Origin of the sequence: Photobacterium frigidiphilum (genome assembly GCF_003025615.1) — a bacterium.
Lineage (GTDB): Bacteria > Pseudomonadota > Gammaproteobacteria > Enterobacterales > Vibrionaceae > Photobacterium > Photobacterium frigidiphilum.
On sequence record NZ_PYMJ01000041.1, the window covers coordinates 18,785 to 40,849 of the forward strand.

The 22,065-nt window shown below is 43.8% G+C and carries 20 protein-coding genes and 1 pseudogene; 14 read left to right on the plus strand and 7 right to left on the minus strand.

Annotated features, from left to right (window positions below; genetic code table 11):
- Nucleotides 1-21: 21 nt before the first annotated feature.
- Nucleotides 22-247, minus strand: a pseudogene (locus tag C9J12_RS31235) (hypothetical protein); the annotation flags it as partial.
- Between the two features lie 46 nt (nucleotides 248-293).
- Here C9J12_RS31235 and C9J12_RS25450 point away from each other — a divergent pair.
- The 12 genes from C9J12_RS25450 to C9J12_RS25500 all read left to right on the plus strand — a co-directional run bounded on the left by C9J12_RS25450 (nucleotide 294) and on the right by C9J12_RS25500 (nucleotide 11,983).
- A complete protein-coding gene (locus C9J12_RS25450) occupies nucleotides 294-1,781 on the plus strand; it encodes a recombinase family protein (RefSeq protein WP_170111881.1) in 1,488 nt (495 codons plus the stop codon).
- 184 nt (nucleotides 1,782-1,965) lie between these two features.
- The gene (locus tag C9J12_RS25455) at nucleotides 1,966-2,937 is read left to right on the plus strand and encodes an IS5 family transposase (RefSeq protein ID WP_107245260.1); all 972 of its coding nucleotides are present in this window, start codon (nucleotides 1,966-1,968) and stop codon (nucleotides 2,935-2,937) included.
- A gap of 154 nt (nucleotides 2,938-3,091) precedes the next feature.
- A complete protein-coding gene (locus C9J12_RS25460; RefSeq protein ID WP_193944704.1) occupies nucleotides 3,092-4,243 on the plus strand; it encodes a hypothetical protein in 1,152 nt (383 codons plus the stop codon).
- A 494-nt stretch (nucleotides 4,244-4,737) separates the two neighbouring features.
- Complete coding sequence (locus C9J12_RS25465; RefSeq protein ID WP_107245261.1) at nucleotides 4,738-5,511, plus strand: ParA family protein; 774 nt, start codon at nucleotides 4,738-4,740, stop codon at nucleotides 5,509-5,511.
- 2 nt (nucleotides 5,512-5,513) lie between these two features.
- Nucleotides 5,514-6,410: a ParB/RepB/Spo0J family partition protein gene (locus tag C9J12_RS25470; RefSeq protein WP_107245262.1), complete on the plus strand. Its 897-nt coding sequence runs from the start codon at nucleotides 5,514-5,516 to the stop codon at nucleotides 6,408-6,410.
- A 2-nt stretch (nucleotides 6,411-6,412) separates the two neighbouring features.
- Nucleotides 6,413-6,802 (plus strand): hypothetical protein, encoded by a 390-nt coding sequence (locus tag C9J12_RS25475; RefSeq protein ID WP_107245263.1) that lies wholly within the window; start codon nucleotides 6,413-6,415, stop codon nucleotides 6,800-6,802.
- 47 nt (nucleotides 6,803-6,849) lie between these two features.
- Nucleotides 6,850-7,209 carry a hypothetical protein gene (locus tag C9J12_RS25480; RefSeq protein ID WP_107245264.1) on the plus strand — a complete coding sequence of 120 codons (360 nt, stop codon included), beginning with the start codon at nucleotides 6,850-6,852 and terminating at the stop codon, nucleotides 7,207-7,209.
- Between the two features lie 467 nt (nucleotides 7,210-7,676).
- On the plus strand, nucleotides 7,677-9,356 hold the full coding sequence (locus tag C9J12_RS25485) for a DUF3560 domain-containing protein (RefSeq protein WP_107245265.1): 1,680 nt from the start codon (nucleotides 7,677-7,679) through the stop codon (nucleotides 9,354-9,356).
- Between the two features lie 67 nt (nucleotides 9,357-9,423).
- Nucleotides 9,424-9,561 carry a hypothetical protein gene (locus tag C9J12_RS30850; RefSeq protein ID WP_170111882.1) on the plus strand — a complete coding sequence of 46 codons (138 nt, stop codon included), beginning with the start codon at nucleotides 9,424-9,426 and terminating at the stop codon, nucleotides 9,559-9,561.
- A gap of 69 nt (nucleotides 9,562-9,630) precedes the next feature.
- Nucleotides 9,631-10,125, plus strand: a complete 495-nt coding sequence (locus tag C9J12_RS31240) for a hypothetical protein (RefSeq protein ID WP_227876455.1) — start codon at nucleotides 9,631-9,633, stop codon at nucleotides 10,123-10,125.
- 58 nt (nucleotides 10,126-10,183) lie between these two features.
- On the plus strand, nucleotides 10,184-10,618 hold the full coding sequence (locus C9J12_RS25495; RefSeq protein WP_227876456.1) for a hypothetical protein: 435 nt from the start codon (nucleotides 10,184-10,186) through the stop codon (nucleotides 10,616-10,618).
- A gap of 993 nt (nucleotides 10,619-11,611) precedes the next feature.
- Nucleotides 11,612-11,983 carry a hypothetical protein gene (locus C9J12_RS25500; RefSeq protein WP_107245267.1) on the plus strand — a complete coding sequence of 124 codons (372 nt, stop codon included), beginning with the start codon at nucleotides 11,612-11,614 and terminating at the stop codon, nucleotides 11,981-11,983.
- Nucleotides 11,984-11,999: 16 nt separating this feature from the next.
- On the opposite strand, the gene traI is transcribed toward C9J12_RS25500, so the two are convergent.
- Both traI and C9J12_RS25510 read right to left on the minus strand, forming a co-directional pair.
- Nucleotides 12,000-17,939, minus strand: a complete 5,940-nt coding sequence (gene traI / locus C9J12_RS25505; RefSeq protein ID WP_227876457.1) for a conjugative transfer relaxase/helicase TraI — start codon at nucleotides 17,937-17,939, stop codon at nucleotides 12,000-12,002.
- Between the two features lie 253 nt (nucleotides 17,940-18,192).
- A complete protein-coding gene (locus tag C9J12_RS25510) occupies nucleotides 18,193-18,504 on the minus strand; it encodes a hypothetical protein (RefSeq protein WP_107245268.1) in 312 nt (103 codons plus the stop codon).
- A 24-nt stretch (nucleotides 18,505-18,528) separates the two neighbouring features.
- Here C9J12_RS25510 and C9J12_RS25515 point away from each other — a divergent pair, with 24 nt between their 5' ends.
- Entirely contained in the window at nucleotides 18,529-19,191 is a 663-nt protein-coding gene (locus C9J12_RS25515) for a DUF6710 family protein (protein WP_107245269.1), read from the plus strand.
- 96 nt (nucleotides 19,192-19,287) lie between these two features.
- On the opposite strand, the gene C9J12_RS30855 is transcribed toward C9J12_RS25515, so the two are convergent.
- Together C9J12_RS30855 and C9J12_RS25520 are read right to left on the minus strand one after the other, a co-directional pair.
- Nucleotides 19,288-19,437 (minus strand): hypothetical protein, encoded by a 150-nt coding sequence (locus C9J12_RS30855; protein ID WP_170111883.1) that lies wholly within the window; start codon nucleotides 19,435-19,437, stop codon nucleotides 19,288-19,290.
- 159 nt (nucleotides 19,438-19,596) lie between these two features.
- Nucleotides 19,597-20,649 carry a hypothetical protein gene (locus C9J12_RS25520; protein ID WP_107245270.1) on the minus strand — a complete coding sequence of 351 codons (1,053 nt, stop codon included), beginning with the start codon at nucleotides 20,647-20,649 and terminating at the stop codon, nucleotides 19,597-19,599.
- 121 nt (nucleotides 20,650-20,770) lie between these two features.
- On the opposite strand from C9J12_RS25520, the gene C9J12_RS30860 reads away from it, so the two are divergent.
- Entirely contained in the window at nucleotides 20,771-20,944 is a 174-nt protein-coding gene (locus C9J12_RS30860) for a hypothetical protein (RefSeq protein ID WP_170111884.1), read from the plus strand.
- Between the two features lie 133 nt (nucleotides 20,945-21,077).
- On the opposite strand, the gene C9J12_RS25525 is transcribed toward C9J12_RS30860, so the two are convergent.
- Together C9J12_RS25525 and C9J12_RS25530 are read right to left on the minus strand one after the other, a co-directional pair.
- Nucleotides 21,078-21,500, minus strand: coding sequence for a hypothetical protein (locus C9J12_RS25525; protein WP_107245271.1), 423 nt, complete (start codon nucleotides 21,498-21,500; stop codon nucleotides 21,078-21,080).
- A 74-nt stretch (nucleotides 21,501-21,574) separates the two neighbouring features.
- Nucleotides 21,575-21,928, minus strand: a complete 354-nt coding sequence (locus C9J12_RS25530; RefSeq protein WP_107245272.1) for a hypothetical protein — start codon at nucleotides 21,926-21,928, stop codon at nucleotides 21,575-21,577.
- Between the last annotated feature and the right edge of the window lie 137 nt (nucleotides 21,929-22,065).

The following is a 22,065-nucleotide window of genomic DNA, read 5'->3' on the forward strand; positions in this document are numbered from 1 at the left end:
TTTCGAGCATGTTGCAAGTAATTAGATAAGGCGATTAATGACGGCAGATCTCTCCCGCAGCAGAGTTTTACGTTCATCACGTAACCATTAATTAAACTGACCCTTATTTATCATCCGCAATGATTCGGATCCCAGAAGCGCTGGCTAGGCTCGTTCTCGTAATTTGAATCCACCGATAGCGACAGTCAGCTTATTTATTACGTTTGTGAGAGAAATAGAAATCCAACGTTTCATCCTGTTTATTGATAGTATAGAGTATCTTCAATACTTAGATTGAGATGATGGTTAAGTGTATGAAATTTATAGTCTATGGGCGAATTTTGTTAAAACATCCAATTGCTATATTCGGTGAAAATATTCAACAAGAACCCGTAGATGCGATTATAAGTGATAATGAAGGCTGCATAGTTGCTGAGTACTTTGATGATAGCTTATCTACTTACAATAGAAAACACATACAGGAAAGTACTGTTTTAAGGCGTATCTATGATGATGTACAAGCTGATATGTACGAGCGAGGTACAGTACTTCTGATGTATTCTCTTGACCTTTTTAGCAGACAAGATTCTGACTACATGCTCCACTATTACACTAATTTACGCAAGAAAGGTGTTGTGATCTGGATGTATATAGGCGGCTTAAGAAAACTTGATAGCAAGTGTGCTATGGTTGAAGCATTTGGTGAGTTTAAACGTGCGCATTCTGAAAGCCTAATAAAACAGCAACGCGTAAAGGATGTCTGGGCTATCAAGTACGACAGGATGCGTCAGGGGGAAGCCGTTAAACTTTCGTCAAAACCATTTTGGATCGACTTTAAAGAAAGTCCCAACAGGTATGAGGCCAATCACCACGCAAAAACTGTACAGCGTATATTTGATATGTACATTACTGGTTATGCTGTGTCGCAGATTGCTGCTGTTTTGAATAATGAAAACATACCTTGTTATTCTAAATCTAAATCACGACAACAAGCTGATATCTGGTCGCGAAAGCAAGTGCAGTATACGTTAAAAAATGGTGCTGTTTATGGTTGTTTCATTGGAAAACGAAACAACATTATAATCAATGATGTTTATCCAGAAATAGTCTTGCGGAAATGTTTTGACGTAGCACAAGCAATAATCAAAACCCGTAAGGGAAAACAATCAAGTCAAAATGCTAACCTGTTTAATGACCTTTTGAAATGTGGTTATTGTGGTGGTGGTTTGGCAAGAAACTATACCGATAACAGATGCAGCAAACACGAAATAAGAAGGTATTATAACTATGGGTGTAGCAGTGATGAGCGCTGCCAAATAAGTAGTAAGATTAGCGCAAAGGTATTTGATAGTGTTGTGCTTAGATTTTTACAGGATCTTGATTGGTCATTTATGGAAGATCGAAGACCTACTTCAGAAGCCATAATAGCCAACAAACGTAACGAAATAACCGCCCATAGTAAACGGTTTAACGCCCTTACTATGGGATTAATAACCACTGCTTTAGATGAAATACAAAGACTTGATCTAAAAACTATATCAGAAGTGCGTGATCGTTATACCTTATCTGCTGACCAACTATTAACAACAGATAATGATACACGTCTAAAGGTAAATAAAACGCTTAGTGTTCTGATTGATAAAATCGAAGTATTTACATCTGGTGTAATTAAGGAAGGTATTGATTATAAACAATTACGTAAAGAAAAGATATTAAGGTGTGCCAAGATATATTTTAATAAGTGGGAAGATGAAAAGCAGTCGTTTAGGATTGTATATATAGACGATCGAACAACTACATAATTTTGTGAATGAAGTTATCGCGAAAAAGCAATTTTAATATATCAGGTACTTTGAATTGGGTAATTCAAAGGCCTTGTCCCCAAATCTGGGCTTTGTTGAAGCGCTCAGATAACATCCAATTATTCCATTAACACTGAGTTCAGTTATCATAACCAGCCCTTCATTCCGGTTAGCTGTTTAACACATGCCTTACAAACACAATGACAGAAAACGCCATCATTTTAAGAAGCATACCTACGCGCTAAATAATTATCGTGAGTACAATCAGGCTCTCAGGCAACGCGGGCGGTTCGACATTTGGATCTCTGAAGAGATCATCCATAATTGGCACCACGATGAACGCGTTTATGATGGTACCGGCTCTTCTGTTAAATATCCTGACAGCACCATCGAGGCCTGCCACTACATTCGATTGGTATATAAACTTCCTCTACGTCAAGCTCAGGGATTGATTGACAATTTACTGATGAAGCTCGGCATGGACAACCTTCAATGCCCTGATTATACGCTGTTATCAAAGCGGCTGAAGCCGCTCAATCTCACGGCACCACGCTTTAGAAAGCATGAGAAATCAGACGACAAAATTGCAGCGATAGCCATTGATTCAACGGGGCTCAAGCGGTTCGGGAAGGATGAATGGCACCAGGAAAAACATAAGGTTAATGCAAAACGAAGCTGTCGAAAGGCGCACTTCGCGGTTGATGAGAGTCACTTTATTCAAGGCGCTGTCCTTACTGATAAAAACACCATGGATGATCAGGTTGTCGGGACGTTATGTCAGTCCATCATTACGGATGTCGAGCACGTCAGTGCCGACAAAATGTATGATACCAATGCGGTGTACCAGACATTAGAGGAGCATTTCCCGGAGGCTGAGATTGTTATTCCGCCGAAAGACAATACGTTTGCTGATGAAGTCCATCATCCAAAGAGGATGAGCAACCTGATAGGTTGCTTCGCCCTTGGCATTATCGGTTGGCAGAGCGTGCGGCAATACGGAAAAAGGAACGTCTCAGAAACGGCGATGCAACGTTACAAGAAGATAATCGGCAATACATTACACAGCAGAAAGATTGAAAACCAGTCAAAGGAAATGTTACTCGGCTGCTCTATTTTAAATCGCTTTACTCTGCTCGGGATGCCCAATAGCTACTGAGTCGCCTAACCGTATCAAAAGACCACAAAGTTTTAGTGTTGCAACAATGCCCCTCTTGGAGGGGGTTGCTACATATCTAGCACATCGTTATGGAAGCCTACAACCTAGCAATAATTGGTTATACATAGAGGAACCTGATGCAGAAAAGCTAGCTTTGAGTATCCTCGAAAATTTGGAGCAACATCAAGAGCACTGGCACCATAACCGCGCAGTATCCAAAGCAATTAAAAGCTGTTCACATGTCATCGTTAAAACTCATGATGCAGCACGGCTAGTGTACTTAGCAAAGAGTTTTGCATCAATAATGGAAGAAAGCGACTCTGTTGATCTACTCAATGCTGGTATCAATATGAGCCGAGGAAACATAGCAGAAGCACTAATGATTTTAGCCAACCAGCTTGGGGAAAGTGGTGTACAGTGGCCAAACTCACTACCGGATGCATTACGCCTATATGCTGCTGACAAGCACCCAGCAATTCGTGCTGTTATGCTGAGGCGAATGCCTTACTTACAGGACCGTTTTCCTGAGCTTGGCTGGGAATTGTTTGATCTTGCAGTAAAAGAAAGTGCAGAAGGGCTTTGGGCTTTAGCTGAACCATGCTTGTATTACACATATCATCAAAAATTCAAAATCATTGCACCTTGGTTAGCACACCTCTATCGTGACGGTTTCGGCAAAGATCACGAGACTTGGGGACGTATTTCTGCACTAGCTGCTTTTTTGAAACATATAGACTTTTCGATTTTTGTTGAGGAACTCAAAGTTGTTGAAACAGCCGCTGCATGGAGCGGGGCTGCAAGTGTATGGACACACCACAGCAATATTCAACGACACAAAGAACAGTGTTTTTCGGGACTGGAAGCAGGTTTAAGTGCAGAAAACTCGCATGCTATTATCATCGCGCGTAAATTTCATAATCTTTTCCGAGAATCTACACCATTGTTAACTGTACCAACTAAGCTAATTCAGCGTTGTTTTAGCCTGCTGGAATCAGAAACCGATTCTAGACGAAATAATATTTTTGGTTTTGATAAATGGTTGAACGTAATTTCCGTTCACGACCCAATGTATGCATTGGAAGCTGTTGAGATTTACTTAGATTTCGTGCGTCGAACTAAAGCCTATGTTCATGACTATAATAACAGCCTAACGCAACTACTGACCCGTCTATTTGTACAGGCTGAAGAGCTGGAAGAATCTGACAGTGGAGCTATGTTGCAGCGCGTGGTCACTCTGCAAGATACACTTTTAGTTTTGGGGGTTAGCGGAGTGAATGATTGGCTCAAGGCAGCAGAACGACCATAAATAAAAAGGATTCCCCTAAGTCTACTAATCCGAACAATACAAGTTAGAGTATTGAATCTAACTTGTATTGTTTAATTATTCGTTAACGTACCTGCCCTGGCATGTGATCATCAAGCAATTCTGTCATATCTTAACTACCAACCGATTTTGTCTGTTTGCTAATTACCAAGGAAAAATGACGGGTCCATTTTTATACATACCCTTTGAATCGTTCTAATCACTATTCAGGGGTTGTTAAGGATGATCATTATGGATTCTCGCTCCCACCCCGGAGAATGCTGATGCTCAACGAGTTATAAAATTTAATGTCAGTCGTACACCTCCAAATGGTAGTAAGTAAGGTATAGCTTAACTATCTAAAAATTTTGCATGCAAAATTTCACACATCCTGTTTTCTTTTATTGACTATATAAGAGGAGGAGGTTAATCTTCTTAGCATAGTAAATTACTTGCTTATTTTATGGCGTGAACGTCACTCTCAAAGGAGAAAAACAATGGGTAAAATCATTGCAATAGCAAACCAAAAAGGCGGTGTTGGTAAAACAACGGCTACTGTTAACTTAGGCTTAAATTATGCCTCTCAAGGAAAAAAAGTCTTATTTCTAGATTTTGACCCTCAAAACAACCTTGGTGAGTTACTTGCCAAGGAACTATTAAGCAATCAAGATTTTGTTACGGGTAATCATGCATCCCACGCCCTTGCTATGTTCGAACGTGTGGAAAAGCCTGTTCCTTATATGCATTCTGAGAATGTAGGCGTAATTGGGTCATCTAAAAAATTAAGTAATGTGTCTCAAGATGGAATGTTTAATTTTGCAGATTCTCTTGATCTAATTAAAGATGATTATGACTTTATCTTTATAGACTGCCCTCCTTCTGTAGGTACTTTACAACATGCAGCAATGGCGGTTGCAAACGGGTTACTTATTATTACTGAGGCTCTTAGTCAGTCAGTAAAAGGTGTTCATGAAGTAATTAAAACCTCTCGGCAAATGCGAAGAATGAACCCCGACCTTGAAATTATCGGCATTATTCTTAACAAAATGGACCGCCCTACCCCTAATACTCAGAAAGAAAATGAAGCCAAACTTAGAGCCAGTTATGGCGATTTGGTTTTTACTGAAAAACTGTATAAATCAATTAAAGTATCAGAAGCCTTGGAAGCCGGTGTCGGTCTAAATACATTTTCTCCTAAGCATGCTGAACATATCCAGCTTACTCAGTTTTTTATTGCCTTCGATTCTCGCATTTCAAAGCTAGGGAAATAATTATGTCATTACGTGATAGAGCTGCTGGTATTGATTTACTTGATGAATCCAATGTGGAATTGCGCGAAGGTGAGAAAATTTTAAAAATACCTGTCTCTGAGATCTATTCTGAATCGCAGGTACGGAAGTATTTTCCGATTGAGAAGATTAAAGATCTTGGTGCAAGTATTAAAGAGCATGGTCAGATACAACCTATTGTCGTTTATCCTATGGATGGAAAAGGTTATAAAATTCAGAAAGGTGAATGTAGATGGCGTGGTGCAAAACTTCATGAAATAAGCCATCTTGATGCGATAGTCCGTACTACTGGAACTATGTTTCAGCAGTTAGCTGAGAATATTCACCGTATTGATTTAGACCCATTTGAGGTTGGAGCAGCATTGTTGTTGATGAAAAAAGAGGAGGGGTTAAACAACAAGCAATTAGCAAAAAAAATGACAATCTCTGAATCTGAAATATCAGCATTTCTTAAAACTGTTTCTGCGCCTGAATTTGTAGTGAAGGCGTATTACGATGATCAAATTGGTGACAAAGAGACGGTTAATTCCCTTCGTATTGCGGCCTCAATGAATGAGGAAATGACAAAAAACTTGCTTGCAAATGAAGTCACTAGGCAAGGCGCTCAATTGTTAGTGAAAAAGCTAAAAGTTGAAACGATAAATGTGAGTTCAAGAGGGAAGAAGAAGTCTAAAGCTCGTGATGCTTCTCAACCTAGAACAAATGAAACTCATATTAATCAACCAAAAGCTATTCGTGTTTCATTAAGTGATGGACGGCAAGGTTTGATAGATACGCATGGTGAGGCTGATATCGGATATTTATCAATTATTATTGATAAATGCTCTGAGGCTGTGATTTTACCTGTTACGGATGTGAATTTAATAGGCTACGGCAATTAGTTATGCCGATTGATAGAAAAGGGTTAGCTCTATTGGTTAATGCTAATCGTGTGAGTTTACTTAAAACTTATTCCTTCTATATTTCCGGTTCAGCCTCGGAGTTAGTAGAAACTTTGACGGAGCATGCTGTTCAGAAAGGGTATGTCTATGAACGGCGGCCACCTCCAGGACAAACACTGCGAGAATGGTGTGTCAAAAATCATGCACCTCAATGGGCATGTAGAGCGGCATTTGATTTACTTATTACGAATGACTGGACACCAAAGAGTGACACCGAGAAGGCAATTTCTGCTAGGTATATATTATTAAATAATCACTCTATTACGGAATTATGGGTCGATCTCTTGGGGGATTGGTTGATTGTGGCTCGTGATGCGAAAAATGAACATTAAAATAAATAATTATTACGATAACCTAATCGTAATTAAGGTGAATTAATATGACTGACTTTCAGAACCGTGTTGATATATTAAAAGAGATTGCAACATTGCCACGTCAGTCAGTATGCTTTCAATTGGTCACTTTGCTGCGATGGTGTGACAACGGTTTAAATGATGCCAGTGTAGAGACCTATAAATTAGGGGATGATCTCTACTATAGTGCTAAATCGTTAAAAAGTTTGCTTGGTATTTCTACAAAAAGTAATTTCCATAAAGGGCTTTATGCTCTTTTTGACGCTGGACTAATTGAACGACTTGTAATTGATAAATCTGGTGAGGTTGTTTCTCATGATAACTATCAACGTAATACTGCAATTATTTTTTGGAAGTTGAGCGCTAAAGGTAAATTAATGAAATAGAAATTTTGCATGCAAAATTTTTAATGAGGTTAAAACGTTTTACTTAATCCTTCCTTCTAGTTTTGATTGGACGTTCTCGCGTTCGCTCGGTTCATTCCGTCGCAAGCTCCTCCCACGATAACCGGCATCCCTAAAAGCAACGAGTTGCTAAGGGGTGCTCGATTCCTGTGAACAATCACCCAACGCAACAGCAATCCTTCTCCTACCGTCGAACTCACAACATCAAGAGCTTTCACCTTTCCCTGCTAAGTGTTTGTAATCGTCGCTACCGGTCTCATGCGTCATTGTACTTCCTGCGTGTCCATTCATTTCCCTTTCCGCTACTGCCTGTTAATCGTTTCTCACCACAACCTGATTCACAAGGGTATATAAACGCTTCGCGCCCTTGTAAAGCAGAACGATGGCAAGAAATCGAACAGTCAGGCGAAGAACGGAAATGAACATCCACTTAAACAGGAAGCACTGCCATGACACATTCAACCGCTATCAACTCAACAATCACTAAGCAGCAACAGGCGACCAGCGTATCCCCTCTGGAGCAGTCAGGCTCTAACAAAAATGAAATGTTGAAGAGCTTCAAGGCGGGCAAGTTACGCAAGAATGCTAAAAAGAAAATAGCGGATTTGTTGTCTATCGCTACCTGTATCACGTTAAAAACGCAGTCTATGGGGATGGATGATTGTTATCGCTATAACGAGCCTCGCTTGATTGATGTGGCGGAGTTTTGGACGTGGTATGACGCTGAATACAGCGAGCTAGAAATCTATCTTTATGTCAAAGATGGCCTGCTTGTGAATGCTCGATTCTCTGATTGTCCGTATCACTTTTCTGATGACGTTGTACTGACCTTTGATGCCGTGGAAGAAAAAGCCGCGCCCGTTGAGGTAAAAGAACCGGTGCCGCTTCGTGATTTGTCACAAGTGACGTTTGAAACCACCGAAACCCTAGTCATTAAAAAAATCGACATTATTTGGAGTGAATCAAATCACTTTGAAGACGGTGAAGTACTAACGCTGGCGCAATATGATGAAAAATCAACGCGTGAAGCGTTAGAGATTGGGCGAGGGCAGGGATACGCAAAAACAAAATTGACGGTACATTCTGATCGTGGCGTAGAGAAAATCTTTCGTCATGACATTGATGCTGACTACCCGACGCTGACCTTCGATTTGGCGGCTCGTGGTATCAAGGCTGTCGCTGTGGCCACGAAACCGCGTACCACTTACTCGTACGTTATTGAGGCGTTAGCCCAGGGGTATATCTCCCCGCTTAATCATGATCAAAAACACCCTGAACCCATTGACCCAACGCCGCCGAATTCACGCAACGTCGTGAGCTTGGGCGACTATCAAGAGCGTATCGAGGCCAAACGTGATCGCCTTGAAGCGAGAGCCGAAAAAGCCACAGCAGAATCAACCCGTTATTACCTGGCATCAAAAGAGCGTGCGAGTCATATCCCCTTTGGTCAACCTATTCTCGTTGGTCATCATAGCGAAGGCCGCGCCCGTCGAGACGCTGACCGTATTTTTAATGATATGGGTAAATCCGTGGCGGCGAGTAATAAAGCGGGCGAACTAGAAAGTCGTGCCGCCAGTATCGGTACGGGGGGCATTGCATCCGATGATCCCGAAGCGATTCAAAAATTAAAGGTAAAACTTGCCAGCCTTGAATCTGCACAAGACACCATGAAAGCAGTGAACAACGTTATTCGCTCTAAACACATGAGTGACGCCGACAAAATCGAATACATGGTGAAAACACACCGCTTTAGCGAGTGCGCTGCGAAAAAGTTGCTTGAACCGGATCACGTTGGCCGTGTTGGTTTTGCTAGCTACCAATTACAAAACAATAACGCCACCATTCGCAGCACCCGCGAACGCATTAAAGAATTGGAGGCATTGCACAATCAAACGCCGTTAGACGCACAAGGAGAGGTTGAGGGGCTTGCATGGACACTGTATGAAGAAGATGGTCGCGTTAAGTTTTCGTTTGATGATAAGCCGTCAGAATCTGTTAGAGCGTTGATTAAATCTTATGGCTTTAAGTGGTCACGTTATAGCGGGGCTTGGGTACGTAAGATCACCCCGAATGCGATTGCCGCCGCTGAAATGCTGGCTGAAACATTAAGTCGTAAAGAAGAGTTGTAAATGAGGATTGCCCCTTTCTAGCTCGAACTAGAAGGAGGCAAATGTAACCATTAACGAGGTATCAAAAATGATCACAGCGAACGATATTATCAGAGCTTTTGAGCAAAGAAAACCCATAACCTTTCATGCGCTTAATGGTCGGGAATTAAAAAAACTGTTTAGCGAATTAGCCGCCGTTCGTGCGGGTGCTTCTCACTCGGTTTAACACGGTCAAGCTGTCAGGGGATAGTTGATATCCCCGTTTTAATTTTCAATCCAATAATAAGGCGAATGTATGAACTATTTAATTTCTGGTGAGTGTGATCAATTACCGTTACATAAACTATTCACAGATAATCAGGGTCAGCAATATTTAGTATTACGTGATGAACTCATTATTAAACAAGTCACCATCAATGACGGTTGTTTTTCGGGTGTTTGTCAGTGTGGCAATAAAGATTTTTTTGAGCTTTCAATGAATGCTTACTGTGATTCTATCCACTATACCGAAATGGTTGAGCCTAAACCGTTTTCGCTAGGAAATGTTTTTATCACACCTAATGCATTGGATGTGTTTAATAAGATTCAAGAAGAGGCTTTGTCGTTTCTTGCTCGTCATGCCGCCTGTGACTGGGGCCATGTTTGTGTTGATGATGCTGCATTAAATAATTCAGCGACGGTTGATGGATCGCGTATTTTATCGTCGTATCGTTATCAGAATAAAGAAGTCTTGATTATTACCGAAGCCGATAGAACGTACACCACTTTGTTATTGCCGTCTGAATATTAATAATAAGCCGTCACTGTTTTCACAGTGGCGTTTTTTGTGGGGTTACTGCGAGGTCATCATGAATACTGTATCGCTCATCAATGCTATGAATACACCCCGTTGTTCACATCGTCAGACCAGCCGTTTATTATTGGCAAAAAATAGAATTAATAAAAAACTCACAATGAGCCGTCAATACAATGTATTGTGTGAAAACGATAAAGTGCAATTACGGGCCATGGGTATCAGTCAACTTGTGTGTGATAGGGTTGGCGCACAACGTTTCTATGATTATAGTGAATTGCAGTTGTTAGAAGATTCATTAAATACAGTGACAGAGATACCGTGGTCAATCACGTTGTTTAATGGTGGTGCTTGGGTGAATGCTCGTTTTCATCGTTTGGTGCCCGCATTGGTTTTTCATATTACGGCGTCGGGTAAATATAAGTTGTCTCTTTTTTCATTGAATATTAACCGGGGTGATAATCGCGTGATGATGGACAGTTATTATTAAGTCATCCATGGTTATATTGTTAAGGTCGCACTTGTGCGGCCTTTTTTATTTATCATCATAAAAAGCATGACGGCATACGCTATGCCTCTTTTTTGTCTTCGACAGGTAGCAATGTTTTTTTTGGAATGATTGCCGCCGTATAAAGAGCCGCCTAGCAAGAAGGTGGTTTTCTTTTTTTATTCGACCTTGTTAGGGTTTAGCCAATTGAATGGTAATGGCTTATTGATGATTGACGGGTTGGCTTATATGCCGCGAGCGGCATTGAATTGTTCATGTTGAGTGATTCGTGGTTTATTACTTACGTTCTGTTAATGCGGTGCAGTGTTATTTAAACTGAAAACTAAAAATAACACTGTGACGCCGTCACGCTTTGATTGTCTTGTTGTGATCTGCTCCTTTCTCTGTGTTGCCCTGGTGCGTTCTGTGCCGTTGTTTTCCCCCTCGTTACCTTGTGCTCTCTTTACCTTCCTGTCTGATTTCAGTTGGCAATCAGTCTGCCTGAATGTGTCTACTGAGCAATGATCCCCTTAAAAGAAAGAAAAATGATGATCGATTTGGATGGGTTGGATATTGCAATATATTAAGACTACACACCTCGCTATCTCGATAAATCGAGATGGTTGTTGTTTGTGGTTCGTAACTTGCTGATATTTAAAGTGAAAAAATTAATATTTTTACGAGTTTCGGCATTATCGAATTTTAAAAAAGTTAAACTTAACTTTGCTGAAAGTGTATTGCGTGCGCAATACGCGCGTATTGAAAGTGTATTGAAGCCGCATTTTTAAAGGGCTGCAGCTTATTTTTGTCTCAGTGTATTGCAGGTGTATTGCTGCTGTTTAACCGATTGATAATTATGTCATATTTTGGTTTGCGTTGTTTTTGCGTATTGCGCGCGCAATACGCCTATTTTTTCGTGCAATACACGCGCAATACAGTAGAATGATGCAGTGCAATACATGTGTATTGCGATATGTTGGTGTATTCGGAGGGGAAATGGCGAGAAATCCAGTGGTCCAGGTGGCGTGTGAGCCTGAGTTATATAAGAAGATAGGTGATTACCAGAAAGAGAAAGGTATCCAAAGCAAAGCTGAAGCGGTACGTGAGTTGATTGATTTTGCGTTTAGGGTGTTGGAGCATTCATCGGAGGAGGAAGCAGTTTCAATGCGGGTATTGATGGAGAAGGTGCTGGAGCTTTCGACAAAGAATCTTTACATGCAGAATAATATTTATTTCCAAACCTATAATGAGGAAAAATACTCAGGTGATCATTCTGCGTCTAATGCGAGGAAGCGTGTGACTTTTGAAAAAGCAGAAGAGTTTGTGGAAAGATTTCTCGCGGGGGAAGAAAAAGAAGGGGATAAGTAATATCCCCTTGTCGTTATTATCGGGTCTTTTCGCCTATATCGAAAAGTGGCGGTTGGATGGTGGGTTCATCATTGGGGGTATTAAGTCTGTCAGCCAACGCATGGTATTTATCTGTTTCATGTTCTTTAAAGGATTGGGCAGTATTGTTAACGTCTGTTTTATCGATATCCCTATCGTTGTTTAGGGTGTATCCAATATCTTCGTTGAGTGATTGGATGGTTTCTGGAATATGGGCATCTTTAGTAGTGATATCATGAATGGCTGTTTTAATATCATCGAGTAATGATGTGTTGGTCATTGGCTGCATACTATTGGATTCAATGATAGTAACGTGTCGTCCTTCCTTTTCTATTTTGTGGGTAATATCTTCAATCAGCTGTGAGTTTATTTTTGTGCTCCCCTGGTCCAGTACCATAATAATATTGTCACGCAAAGTATCTGTGTTGACCGTTCGACAATCTGTGTTTCGGTTGACGGCAATAATATCGGCATTGGCGGGGTTGTTGTCATTAATGAATAAGGCATTTTCAATGCCGACGGCCACAATGCTGTAATCAATATTCCTCCCTTCGTTAATCGGAATATGGTTTCCCGATTTTGTGCCCAATACCCGTTTGTTTATTTTTAGGTCGCTGATGTCGCCTGTGTCTTTATTGAGGTAGGTGATTTCAATGCCTTTTATGTCATTGTCTGGCGTTTCTATTTTGGCAATTAAAGCAGGGTGGGGGGTTTTTGATTCTGATGAATATATTCGCGGGTGAAAGCGAATGCTGTCATTATCTTTAAATGGACGATGTGGGTTCGTGTCTAAATAGGTCTGCGCCAAGGTGTTGGTGACAGGAATGCCGTCATTGAAATATTGCTGAGCGCGTGCTTCTAACTGACTTTGTTTAAGCGGAACGGTGGCTTTTAATTGTTCATGTTGTGGGTTGATAGTCAGTTGATGTTTATCCGGCTCTGATAATAAGGTGTCTGCTTTAAATAAAGCGTCTTTATAACTGAGTCCTTCTTTATTCATTATCAGCGATATTAACGTGCCGTTTTCACCGGTGCCCCAGTTTTTAAAGTGACCGCGATATTGGCCGGTTAAGGTTATTTTCAATTCCCCTTTTGGTTGCTGGAAAGTGAGTGTGTCCCGGCCCGATTTCGTCGTATCTGGCTGCCCCAATAGTTGGGTGGCCAGTGATTCTGTATAGGCAGGTAATTGCTGGTTAATGACTTTCCCCATGGTCTTGATATCTAAGCGACCATTGATGTCTTGATAGACCGGGTTGTCTTTGGGTATAGGACGGTCGTTGAAAAGCGCTTTATGTTCGGGGTAGTACTTGTCCCTGGTTTCCAGTGCCGAGGGTTTATTGGTCTCATTGTTCACCCATGACAGCATGGTTTTCTCGGTGTTGTCAGTGATGAGTTTAACGTGATGACTGGCACGGGTGATATCGATATACGCCCGGCGAATGTTGGTAAGTATCCCTTTGCCTTTGATGGTGGTAATGACGTTCTCATAGGTTGAACCCTGTGCCATGTCAGCGGTTCGGGTGTAGGCATAATCCCAGTGTGCATCTTTCATTTGGGTGGTTGAGAGGCTCAAGGTGTGCCGATCTTTGCTTTCTAGTTGTATTTTTCCGTTGTTGATATCAGTGACGCGGTAGACCTTGTTACCTTGCCATTGGCGGCTTTTATCGGTTTGCCTGAGCATAATGCTGTCCTCCTTGGCCAGTGGTTGTTCTGATTGACTCCAGAGCTGGGTAAAAGTGTGGTCGTGGTTTTTAGGGAAGAACGGGCGCTCTTCGCCCGTTTTCATGTCAGCCACGGTCACAACACCGTGTTGGCGGTCAACGTCAGTGATGGCGGCGTAGTTGTCTTTGCCGGTACGTAAGATAAGCCCTGATTTATACGGCATCATGGTGGCCATTTCGATATTGGTTGCCCCGACACTGCGCAAACGTGGCACGTTATATTGCTGGGCGCTCAAGTGTTTTTGTTGTTGCAGCCCCTGGCGGATAATGTGGCTGATGTCATCACGCTCTTGGTTGGTGTAAGCAATGATGAGGGTGTTTTCCCGTGAGGCCGGTGTCCGTGATAGGTATTCCAGAGCCACGGTAGTGGCTAGCGCCAGAGTGGCGGTCTCCTGGTCTTTTTTCGGGTTGTCCGTGTTGTGATAGGTGGATATCACATTGTGGCTTTGGTTGATGCTGGCTTGTTCTTGGTCGTCGGCTTGTTGTTCGTTCTTGGTGGCAGGAAGGGGCTGATAGTCTTGCAGCGGGGCTTGTTGCTTTAATTTTTCTAAGGCACTTTCTCCCTGTCGGTCAACGATGTTATGGATGGCACCGAGCAGGGTGTCGTTTTGCTGGCGTTTCATGTCCTTCATGGTGACGCTGTCGATGATATTGTTGGTGATGGCCAGCTCAAAAGGTTTGCCGGCTTCCTGTGATGTGAGCTGGTATATATCGCCCAACTTGACGGCGCGTGCGCCAGTTATATTCACCAATTCGGTGAACTGGTCTATTTGCTGGTTGCTGGTCATCGAGCTTTCATCGAGTAAAAACACTGTGTTGCGAAATTGCCCTGGCGTGTGTTTCTCACTGAGAAAATCCGTGAGCAATGATTGGGCGGTTTGGCTTTGAACGCCTTTGGCCTTGAGCTCATTGACCGCCGCATGGGTGGGGGCCAAGCCAATGAAGGTGGTTTTTTCCTCAGTATCGGCCTGGATACTTTCAACCAGTTTGATGCCACTTTCCAGCATGGTGGATTTACCCACCCCCGCCAGTCCCTGTACAGCCACAAAACGGTCGGGGGTCGTGGTGATTAGGTAGATAGCACTTTTTTGGTCTTCGGCCAAACGGTCTTGTTGGGCAAGATAATGGTTGGCTTGCTCGGACGTGGCCAACGGGGTTACGGTGTTCTTGCCTGCGGCTAATCGGTCAAGAATACGGGTTTCGGTATTAATGGCAGCATGGGTGGTCCAGCGGGTGCCATCATGGTATTCGGCCGATAACAGCTGTTGGCCTTTTTCGGCTTGCTGGAGGTGAGCCACAATGTCAGTTTCTTTAATGGCCTGGCCTTTTTCTTCAAAGGCGTACTTGATCGCTTCAATCACCAGTTGCTTTTGACTGAACCCTGCTTCTTTTTCGGAGACGGTGCCAATGGCGTATTGGACGGCGCTCTCGATGAGTCCTTTGTCGAGAGCCTTGTCTTTCAGTGTATGCAGTGTGGCGTTAACGTCCTGGCGCAGTACATCAAACGTTTGGCTGTTGATGAACTTTTCCGGGGCGCTATCGGCCTGCATGACGCGGTGAATGGCGCTGGGTTGGATCGTGCTTTTTTCCAGCTGCTTATCGAGTTTTTCCCCGCTGTCGGTAAAGACATCGATGCGGCTGGCCTGACCATGGTTCAAGTCATGCAATAACTCTTTGGAAGCGGCATAGGACTTCATGCCAATCAAGGTATGTGCCTTGGTGTCGTCCGCTTTGCTCAGGAGTTGGGCAAAGTTATAGCTCAGCGGCGCGTCGTTTAGCTGGCTCTTTGCGAGCAGGTGATACTTGCCGTCATTGTCTTTTAGGTTAATGAACAGGGCGTTGCTGCTACTGACCGTTAAGGTCTGGTGTTGTTTGAGCTTGCTGGCAAAGTGGTTGCCATTGACCCGCAGTTTATCGCCTCTGGCAATTTCAATGCTGTCCGGGCGGCTAATGGAAAATTGACGGACTTTGGCTTCGCGGGTGTTGGGGTTGATGTCTTGGGTTTTGCCTTTGCTGTCTTTTAGGGTGAGTAGGTTATTTTTCCGGTTAATGGCGGTGACGGTGAAATCCTGTTTGGTGTTGCGGCCATGTACCTTCTGCCACTCACTGAGTACCATCCCTTTTTTATAATGGCTGACCACTTCCCGCTGGGCATCGGACAAGAAAACCGGGTTAAGGGTTCTCACCGTGACGCCGTGGCGGTTGATGTTCCCGCGTTGCTGCAGGGTGTGGCGTATCGTGGTGTTCAATGCCTGCACATCTTTTTGGGTGGTGCCCAGCACCTGTACCTGAGACGTGTCGGTGAGGTCACTGTACGCCCTGGCTATCGCATCGATACGCTCGCCGTCGTTTTTCTCATGAACAAACAACTGAGCACTATTGTCCTTGGTATCGACCCAGCTGTGTTCGGTTACGTTGCCTTTTTTCAGGGTGTCCATAACGCGACCGGCTTTCATGCCCTGGCGGGCATGGGTGTGGTTGAGGAAGATCAGTTTGCTGTTACTGACCTTTGCTTTATCAATCAATCCTTGTACCTCGTTGACGCCCAGCTTGTTGGCCGCCTCGACCACAAACAGGTCGCGGTTGCTGTACGGGGTGTCTTTGTCATGAAGCAGGCGCTGAACGGTGTGGGTATGCTCAGGGCGAAACAGGTTTTTAACCCATTGGGTGGCGGTGAACGCTTCGCGCGGTACTTTGGCGCCGGTCGTTTGTTTGCTCAGGGTGTCCGGGGTGATGATGTGGATCCGCTGGCCACTTTCAGTGCCGACATGGAGCAGGGCGCTGGCGATCTGTTGGCTTTGGCCAAACACATTGACGATGTTGGTTTGTTTGCGGCTGGCAAACAGGGTATTGATTTTATCCTGGTTGTCGGCGCTGAGTCCTTGCTGCTCCAGGCTTTGGGTATTCACCAGGGTGCGTAAGTGACGCTTTTGTCCCTGAGTACTGGCGATCAGCTTTTGCTCGTTGTCGATCATGGTCTGGGTGGTAAACAGCGATTGACTGTCGTTCAGGCCGATGAGGAGGCCTTGCTGAATAAGGGTATCGACGGCCAGTTTGATGTCGATGACATCGAGTTTTTCCCCCTGGGTAAATTGGGTTGCGGCGGATTCGATGAGTTTTTCATACCCCAGCTGGTTGCGGGTCTGGCCTTGGTGGTTGATAGCGCGGTGTGCCGCATCCATGGCGGCGGGCTTTAAGATCTGACTGGGTGCCTCGCTATTGGCGCGGGCATAGCTGCTGGCGACAAAGGCTTGTATGTCAAAACCGCTGGCTTTGGCATCGCCTTGCCATTTTTCCATCAGAGTGGCGTCACTGGCGTAGGATTTGCCTTTTCGGGTGCCTTTGGCGGCCATATCGCGTGCGGCGGCTGAATCCATGCCGACACTGCGCGCGTGTTCATCAATTTGCTGGCTGCGGGTTGACTGACTTTGTAGGTATCCCTCGGGCACGCCCTCGATTTCAAACTGGCCTTTGCCCACGCTGTGAATACCATAACCGAGGGGTTCGACTTGCTTGCTTAAATAGCTTTGATAAAGCATACCGTAATACAGTTGATGGTTATAAATCCGCTCATTGGTGCCGTTAATCACCCCGCCTTGCTGCTTGAAGCACGACGCCAATGCCCGCAGGGTGTTTTGTTCGTCTTTGGTCATGTTGCTGGTTAAGGCATGGGTATGCATTTGCGGCTCATCTTCGCGACTGGTTTTGTGGCGAACCATGGCAAAGAGCAGGTTGCCGGTGTTGGCAAAGGCAGTTTTACCATTCTTGTCGGTGTATTTGGCTTGTGCTGCATCTTTTTCCATGTGTGACAGGGTGAATTTGACCGCGTCATCATGGGCTTTCATCAGGCGTTTATCGCCACCGACCAAGGCCAATACGCTGACGGATTTAGGGGCCGAGAAGGTGAAATCAAACCCGCTGCGGTGGTTTTCCCGCTTGCCGTGCACCGTGGTGCCGTTGAGGTGGCCAGATAATACCGCTTCCAGTTGTTTCTCCTCAACGGGCTTGCCCAGCATACCTTCTTGCTCGGCAATTTTCCCAAACCATTGGGTATTGGGCTCGCTGCTCTGCTCTTTGAGGTAGTAGTTGGTTTCTTTCTCGGGGGATTGGGTATCGACCTCTAATGAGACGTTAGGTAGGTCGTGATGTTTTTCTTCGGTAAGGTAATAGCTGGCCGCATCACTGGCGCTTTGTGACATGGGACTGATTGATAACATCGGGTGCTCCTTGGGGCGATAGGCTGTTATGCAAAATAGATGCATCTAGGAAATGTTTTTTCGGGGTTGTGAATATTGTGTTTTGGGATAGGCAGTTAGATTGTTATCGGGTCGTCTTGCCATTCTGAAACGTTGTACAATTCTTAGGGTGGGCGGAGAAGTGTGGTACGTAATGAAAAAAATAGGGATGAATCGAGGCTTGGCAACAGCCCCTGCAATACGCTCATGTATTTCAAGTGTTGTTCGCCTTTAATTAAAGTAATGCTCTTGGGCGCGGTCTGGCTCTATACAGCCTCTCCTTTTGATGGCTGGGTGTTTTGATTTCACTCAAGTGCAACAAAAAATCGTCATGAGTTCGTGCGTGGTTCATCGACCAATGAGTACGCTTGTTGCTGAAAAATTGAGTTTGACTCTCTATTTCGTCTATCAACTCTCGGTACTCATCGAGATGCTTCTCTATCGGTATTTGATAATCAAGATGTGATAGCGAGACTAAGTCGTTAGGGATAAGTTTGATTAACTGACAGAGTTTTAATATCTTCGTCTGAATGACTATTAATGGCATGAAAGGCTCTCCTAAGGGGGAATTGTGAATTTTCATAAAAAACTAAAGATGCTGTTTAAATCCCAGCAGGTGGTTAAATTTGATAATTTGGTTCAGGTGGCGCACGAAATAAAAGCCCAAAATCCGTTGGCTCTTTATGACTTTGTTAATCTAATCTTGAAACCCATGCAATCTGAGGTGAACTTAGTTACTGCGGAGCTAGGGACTGGAGTTGTTAAACAAATTGGGCTTAAACATTTGTTTTCGGGAAAAATGGGATCGTGTTTGTATGACCCAAGAAAAATAGATTCACATACAGACGATACAACTTTAAATCTTGGACGTGATATTGCATTTACCCGCCCCTGGAACAGACAACGTTACATCGATAACTTATGTTATTTGGCGTCTCGTCAACCAGAAATGGAGCCTATAGACTGGAGGGAAGATTATAATCACTATGTGACGCTTGTTCTTCCCTGGAGGTTCTTTTTAGTTGGGACCGGAAACCACTCGATGATGGCTGGTATAGCTACAGGTCTAGGGGAGGTTACGCCTCAAGAGATCAATGATTACTCTTGGTTGCTTTCAAAATTTCATACGGACGGGAGATATTGGTTTGATTCAGAAACCAACAAAAAAATCGATAGTGTAAAAAATTATCGAGGTGCGGCCGTGTTTGAAATTGGACGCTTATTTCTTTCTTAGCTTCACTTCACAAAATTATGTAGTTGATTGCCATCCTGCGTAACTTCTCAGGTATTTTGATTTGGGGAATATTATCGGGTTGGCAAGCTGTTGTTACTAACCGAGTATTAAGTTAATTCTTTCCCCTTCTTCTGGCGCTTCTTGATCAATGAAGACCATTTGACCTCTAAAGCTGCCGTTTGTCGGCTTTTTGCCAAACTGTTCCAATTGACAATCAAAGCACCATTGATGTAGCAGCTTTTGCATAAGATCCGCCGTTAGATGTTTTCCTTTTGGATATTCAATGACCTTAAATGAGGCGCGATCAAATTCACCAAGGAATGCGCAGCCATCGCTATCGATCTTTTGAGTAATTTCAATAATTATTTCTTCTGGCTCTTTAGATGATATTTTGTTTTCAGCTTGTTAGTATTCGTCGAACAATTCGGGTGGGAACCGGATATCGTCGAGTGTCTCGCTGTGGTCAACGAACACTTTTCTTTCACCTTCTTGTGATGTGATGGCGTTGAGGCAGAGCGAGTAAATCTCTAGGAGTTTGTCATGCTGCCTAAGCGATACCGGGGCAGAGCGTTTGAGTAATGTGTGTGTAATAGACAGAGCCTGCCTTGCTTTTTTCTTTTGTTGTTCAATGCGGGGATCGTTGTTGTCGATAGCCGCTTGGGTATACCACGCCATGTCACCGTCTACCCGGAGACTCCCGTCATCAATCTCACCGGCAACGATATTCAGAATAAACGCCGTCATGTTGCGCATCTCAATATATCCAGACTGATAGTCGAAGACTGCGGGCGGGTGTTCGATGTCCTTTAGGCGCGCTCCGGTGTAGCTCTCTGCCGCCTTGTTGACCAGCTGTGCCAGGAACAGCAGCTCCTTGTCAACCTGCTTTCTGAATAACCAAAATTCGACAGTGTGTCTGAGCGCGTAGAGGCGAGAATGATAGACAGGCGAAAAAAGGGTGAAGACCAGTTCCTCTTCCGGGTTGAAGTTGCCTTCTATACACCATAGTGCCCGCATTTTTGGGTGGGACAGGTTGGCCCGCAGCTGCTTCTCCAACTGGGCCGCAAACTCGACGGTGGTACGAAAATACACATAGGGCGGCTTGCCCGGAAGACTGTGTCCTTCGCAGGAGGCGATGGTCTGGATAAGGCCTGTGTTATTCATGGTATCCACGAGCGGTTTTATTTTCGGCTCGATGATGTCGTAGTTTTTTGGCCGGGCCGTCACAACCCACCATGATCCCAGCAGCATAAGCAGGTTAAACAACAAGCCGAATTTGAGGATGGTGTCGATCTCGGAGGTGCCCCAGCCCCTGACACTGCTGTACGGCACGTCGTTGTTGAGCAGGACAACAATGAAACCCGCTGCCAGGCTAAGGAGTATCGACAGCGGGTTCGCATAGAATCGGTTCAAGTGATGATAGAAGCGCCTTATAGCGGACGTATGTATCTGTGTGTTCATCGGTTTTTTCCTTGTTGGTGATTAAAAAGCTTGGTACTTACAAGGTTATTTGCTGCTGCTCTTGTAGGTAGTGAAGCTTTGTTATAGTCGATTGACTTATAAGATATTTAGAGGGCGTGTTATGGCTAATGTATTGGGGAAGTACTACGTGTGTGGGCATCAGGTATCTACCGGCGCTGTTGAATGCCCAAACTGTAAAGACCCGGATCCATTATCAAGAAAAGCCAATAACGATAAGTTCAAGATGATCTTTGTGGTTGTTGTGCTTATTGTTCTTTACTGGTTGGTTGTCTGATGTAGCAAGCCGCGGCCTCTTTGACCGGTTGTGTCAGGAACACGGCACGTGCCGTGGGATGGTTTAGTGCTCAGGGGCGTGGAGTGGTAGGTGGTTTTGGTGCAAAAAAGCGTCGTAAAGTCTGAACCTGTTGTTAAAGGCAATTGTGTGGCCCGCCGAAAAGGTCGAAGACGGGATCTATTCTGAGAGCAGAAACAACATAAAACATAATCATAACCAGCACCTGGGTGCAACAGATGATGGTTACTGACATGGTCAGCCACATAAGAGACTTAATGGTTAACGGATTGGTGATAATGCCACGTCGAAGGAGTCCGTATGACCGCATAATGCCCGACAGGCTCATGATGTACATCGACAGGTAGGCAATTACCGGAAAAACCGAAGAGCTGTCGTAGATGGCAATCCCGGCCAATACAATCGCCTGGATAATGTGAATAAGCCTCCTCGATATAAAGGATGTGACAACAAATAATAGCGAGAGACTGAATAACATGAGGTCATTAATGTAATCAGAAATATCAGAAAAGAAATAATACATAGAGTAGATAGACATGGGCTCTCCATGGAAGAGGTTGGTAGTTGGGTGCCTGTAGTGACAGGGGTTTATGTTGGCGTCGTTGCTTGTTTTTACCATCCCTGAGGAATGTTTGTATCAATGGTGAAAAGGAAGAGTAGAAATGCCACTAACATAAAATGAGTGAGTACTAATATGATTTCATGTATGAATAGTTGAATGTTTTTTTTGGTTTTCATTCGGGCATCAAGTGCGAGGAAATACATCCCCGACAGGGGAATAGGTAAGAGGAAAAATGCATTAGTGATGGATGCATCAAAAACACCATAAAAGCAAAATAAGATAAGAAAGACTTTCATGAGTTGCACTTTTTTGTCATTTTTAATCAAGAGTGATACAGGTATTAGAACCGCTCCTGCTATTAGGTAATATGAGAATAACGTTGTTATCCAGTCAACATCGTTCATTGTATTTTTCCTTTTTAATTTCTGTTAGAAGATCTGATGATTATTTTGACGTTGTAACTCACATTTCTTTCCACTCTGATTTCTTTGTTATGTCTGTTGTTATTGATATTTACCGGGTTCGTTATGTGTGTTCGATC

Bases quoted from the DNA above. Each gene is read 5' to 3' on its own strand.
- C9J12_RS25450 (WP_170111881.1), top strand. From the start codon at position 294: ATGAAATTTATAGTCTATGGGCGAATTTTGTTAAAACATCCAATTGCT.
- C9J12_RS25455 (WP_107245260.1), top strand. From the start codon at position 1,966: ATGCCTTACAAACACAATGACAGAAAACGCCATCATTTTAAGAAGCAT.
- C9J12_RS25465 (WP_107245261.1), top strand. From the start codon at position 4,738: ATGGGTAAAATCATTGCAATAGCAAACCAAAAAGGCGGTGTTGGTAAA.
- C9J12_RS25470 (WP_107245262.1), top strand. From the start codon at position 5,514: ATGTCATTACGTGATAGAGCTGCTGGTATTGATTTACTTGATGAATCC.
- C9J12_RS25475 (WP_107245263.1), top strand. From the start codon at position 6,413: ATGCCGATTGATAGAAAAGGGTTAGCTCTATTGGTTAATGCTAATCGT.
- C9J12_RS25480 (WP_107245264.1), top strand. From the start codon at position 6,850: ATGACTGACTTTCAGAACCGTGTTGATATATTAAAAGAGATTGCAACA.
- C9J12_RS25485 (WP_107245265.1), top strand. From the start codon at position 7,677: ATGACACATTCAACCGCTATCAACTCAACAATCACTAAGCAGCAACAG.
- C9J12_RS30850 (WP_170111882.1), top strand. From the start codon at position 9,424: ATGATCACAGCGAACGATATTATCAGAGCTTTTGAGCAAAGAAAACCC.
- C9J12_RS31240 (WP_227876455.1), top strand. From the start codon at position 9,631: ATGAACTATTTAATTTCTGGTGAGTGTGATCAATTACCGTTACATAAA.
- C9J12_RS25495 (WP_227876456.1), top strand. From the start codon at position 10,184: ATGAATACTGTATCGCTCATCAATGCTATGAATACACCCCGTTGTTCA.
- C9J12_RS25500 (WP_107245267.1), top strand. From the start codon at position 11,612: ATGGCGAGAAATCCAGTGGTCCAGGTGGCGTGTGAGCCTGAGTTATAT.
- traI (WP_227876457.1), bottom strand. From the start codon at position 17,939: ATGTTATCAATCAGTCCCATGTCACAAAGCGCCAGTGATGCGGCCAGC.
- C9J12_RS25510 (WP_107245268.1), bottom strand. From the start codon at position 18,504: ATGCCATTAATAGTCATTCAGACGAAGATATTAAAACTCTGTCAGTTA.
- C9J12_RS30855 (WP_170111883.1), bottom strand. From the start codon at position 19,437: ATGCAAAAGCTGCTACATCAATGGTGCTTTGATTGTCAATTGGAACAG.
- C9J12_RS25520 (WP_107245270.1), bottom strand. From the start codon at position 20,649: ATGAACACACAGATACATACGTCCGCTATAAGGCGCTTCTATCATCAC.
- C9J12_RS30860 (WP_170111884.1), top strand. From the start codon at position 20,771: ATGGCTAATGTATTGGGGAAGTACTACGTGTGTGGGCATCAGGTATCT.
- C9J12_RS25525 (WP_107245271.1), bottom strand. From the start codon at position 21,500: ATGTCTATCTACTCTATGTATTATTTCTTTTCTGATATTTCTGATTAC.
- C9J12_RS25530 (WP_107245272.1), bottom strand. From the start codon at position 21,928: ATGAACGATGTTGACTGGATAACAACGTTATTCTCATATTACCTAATA.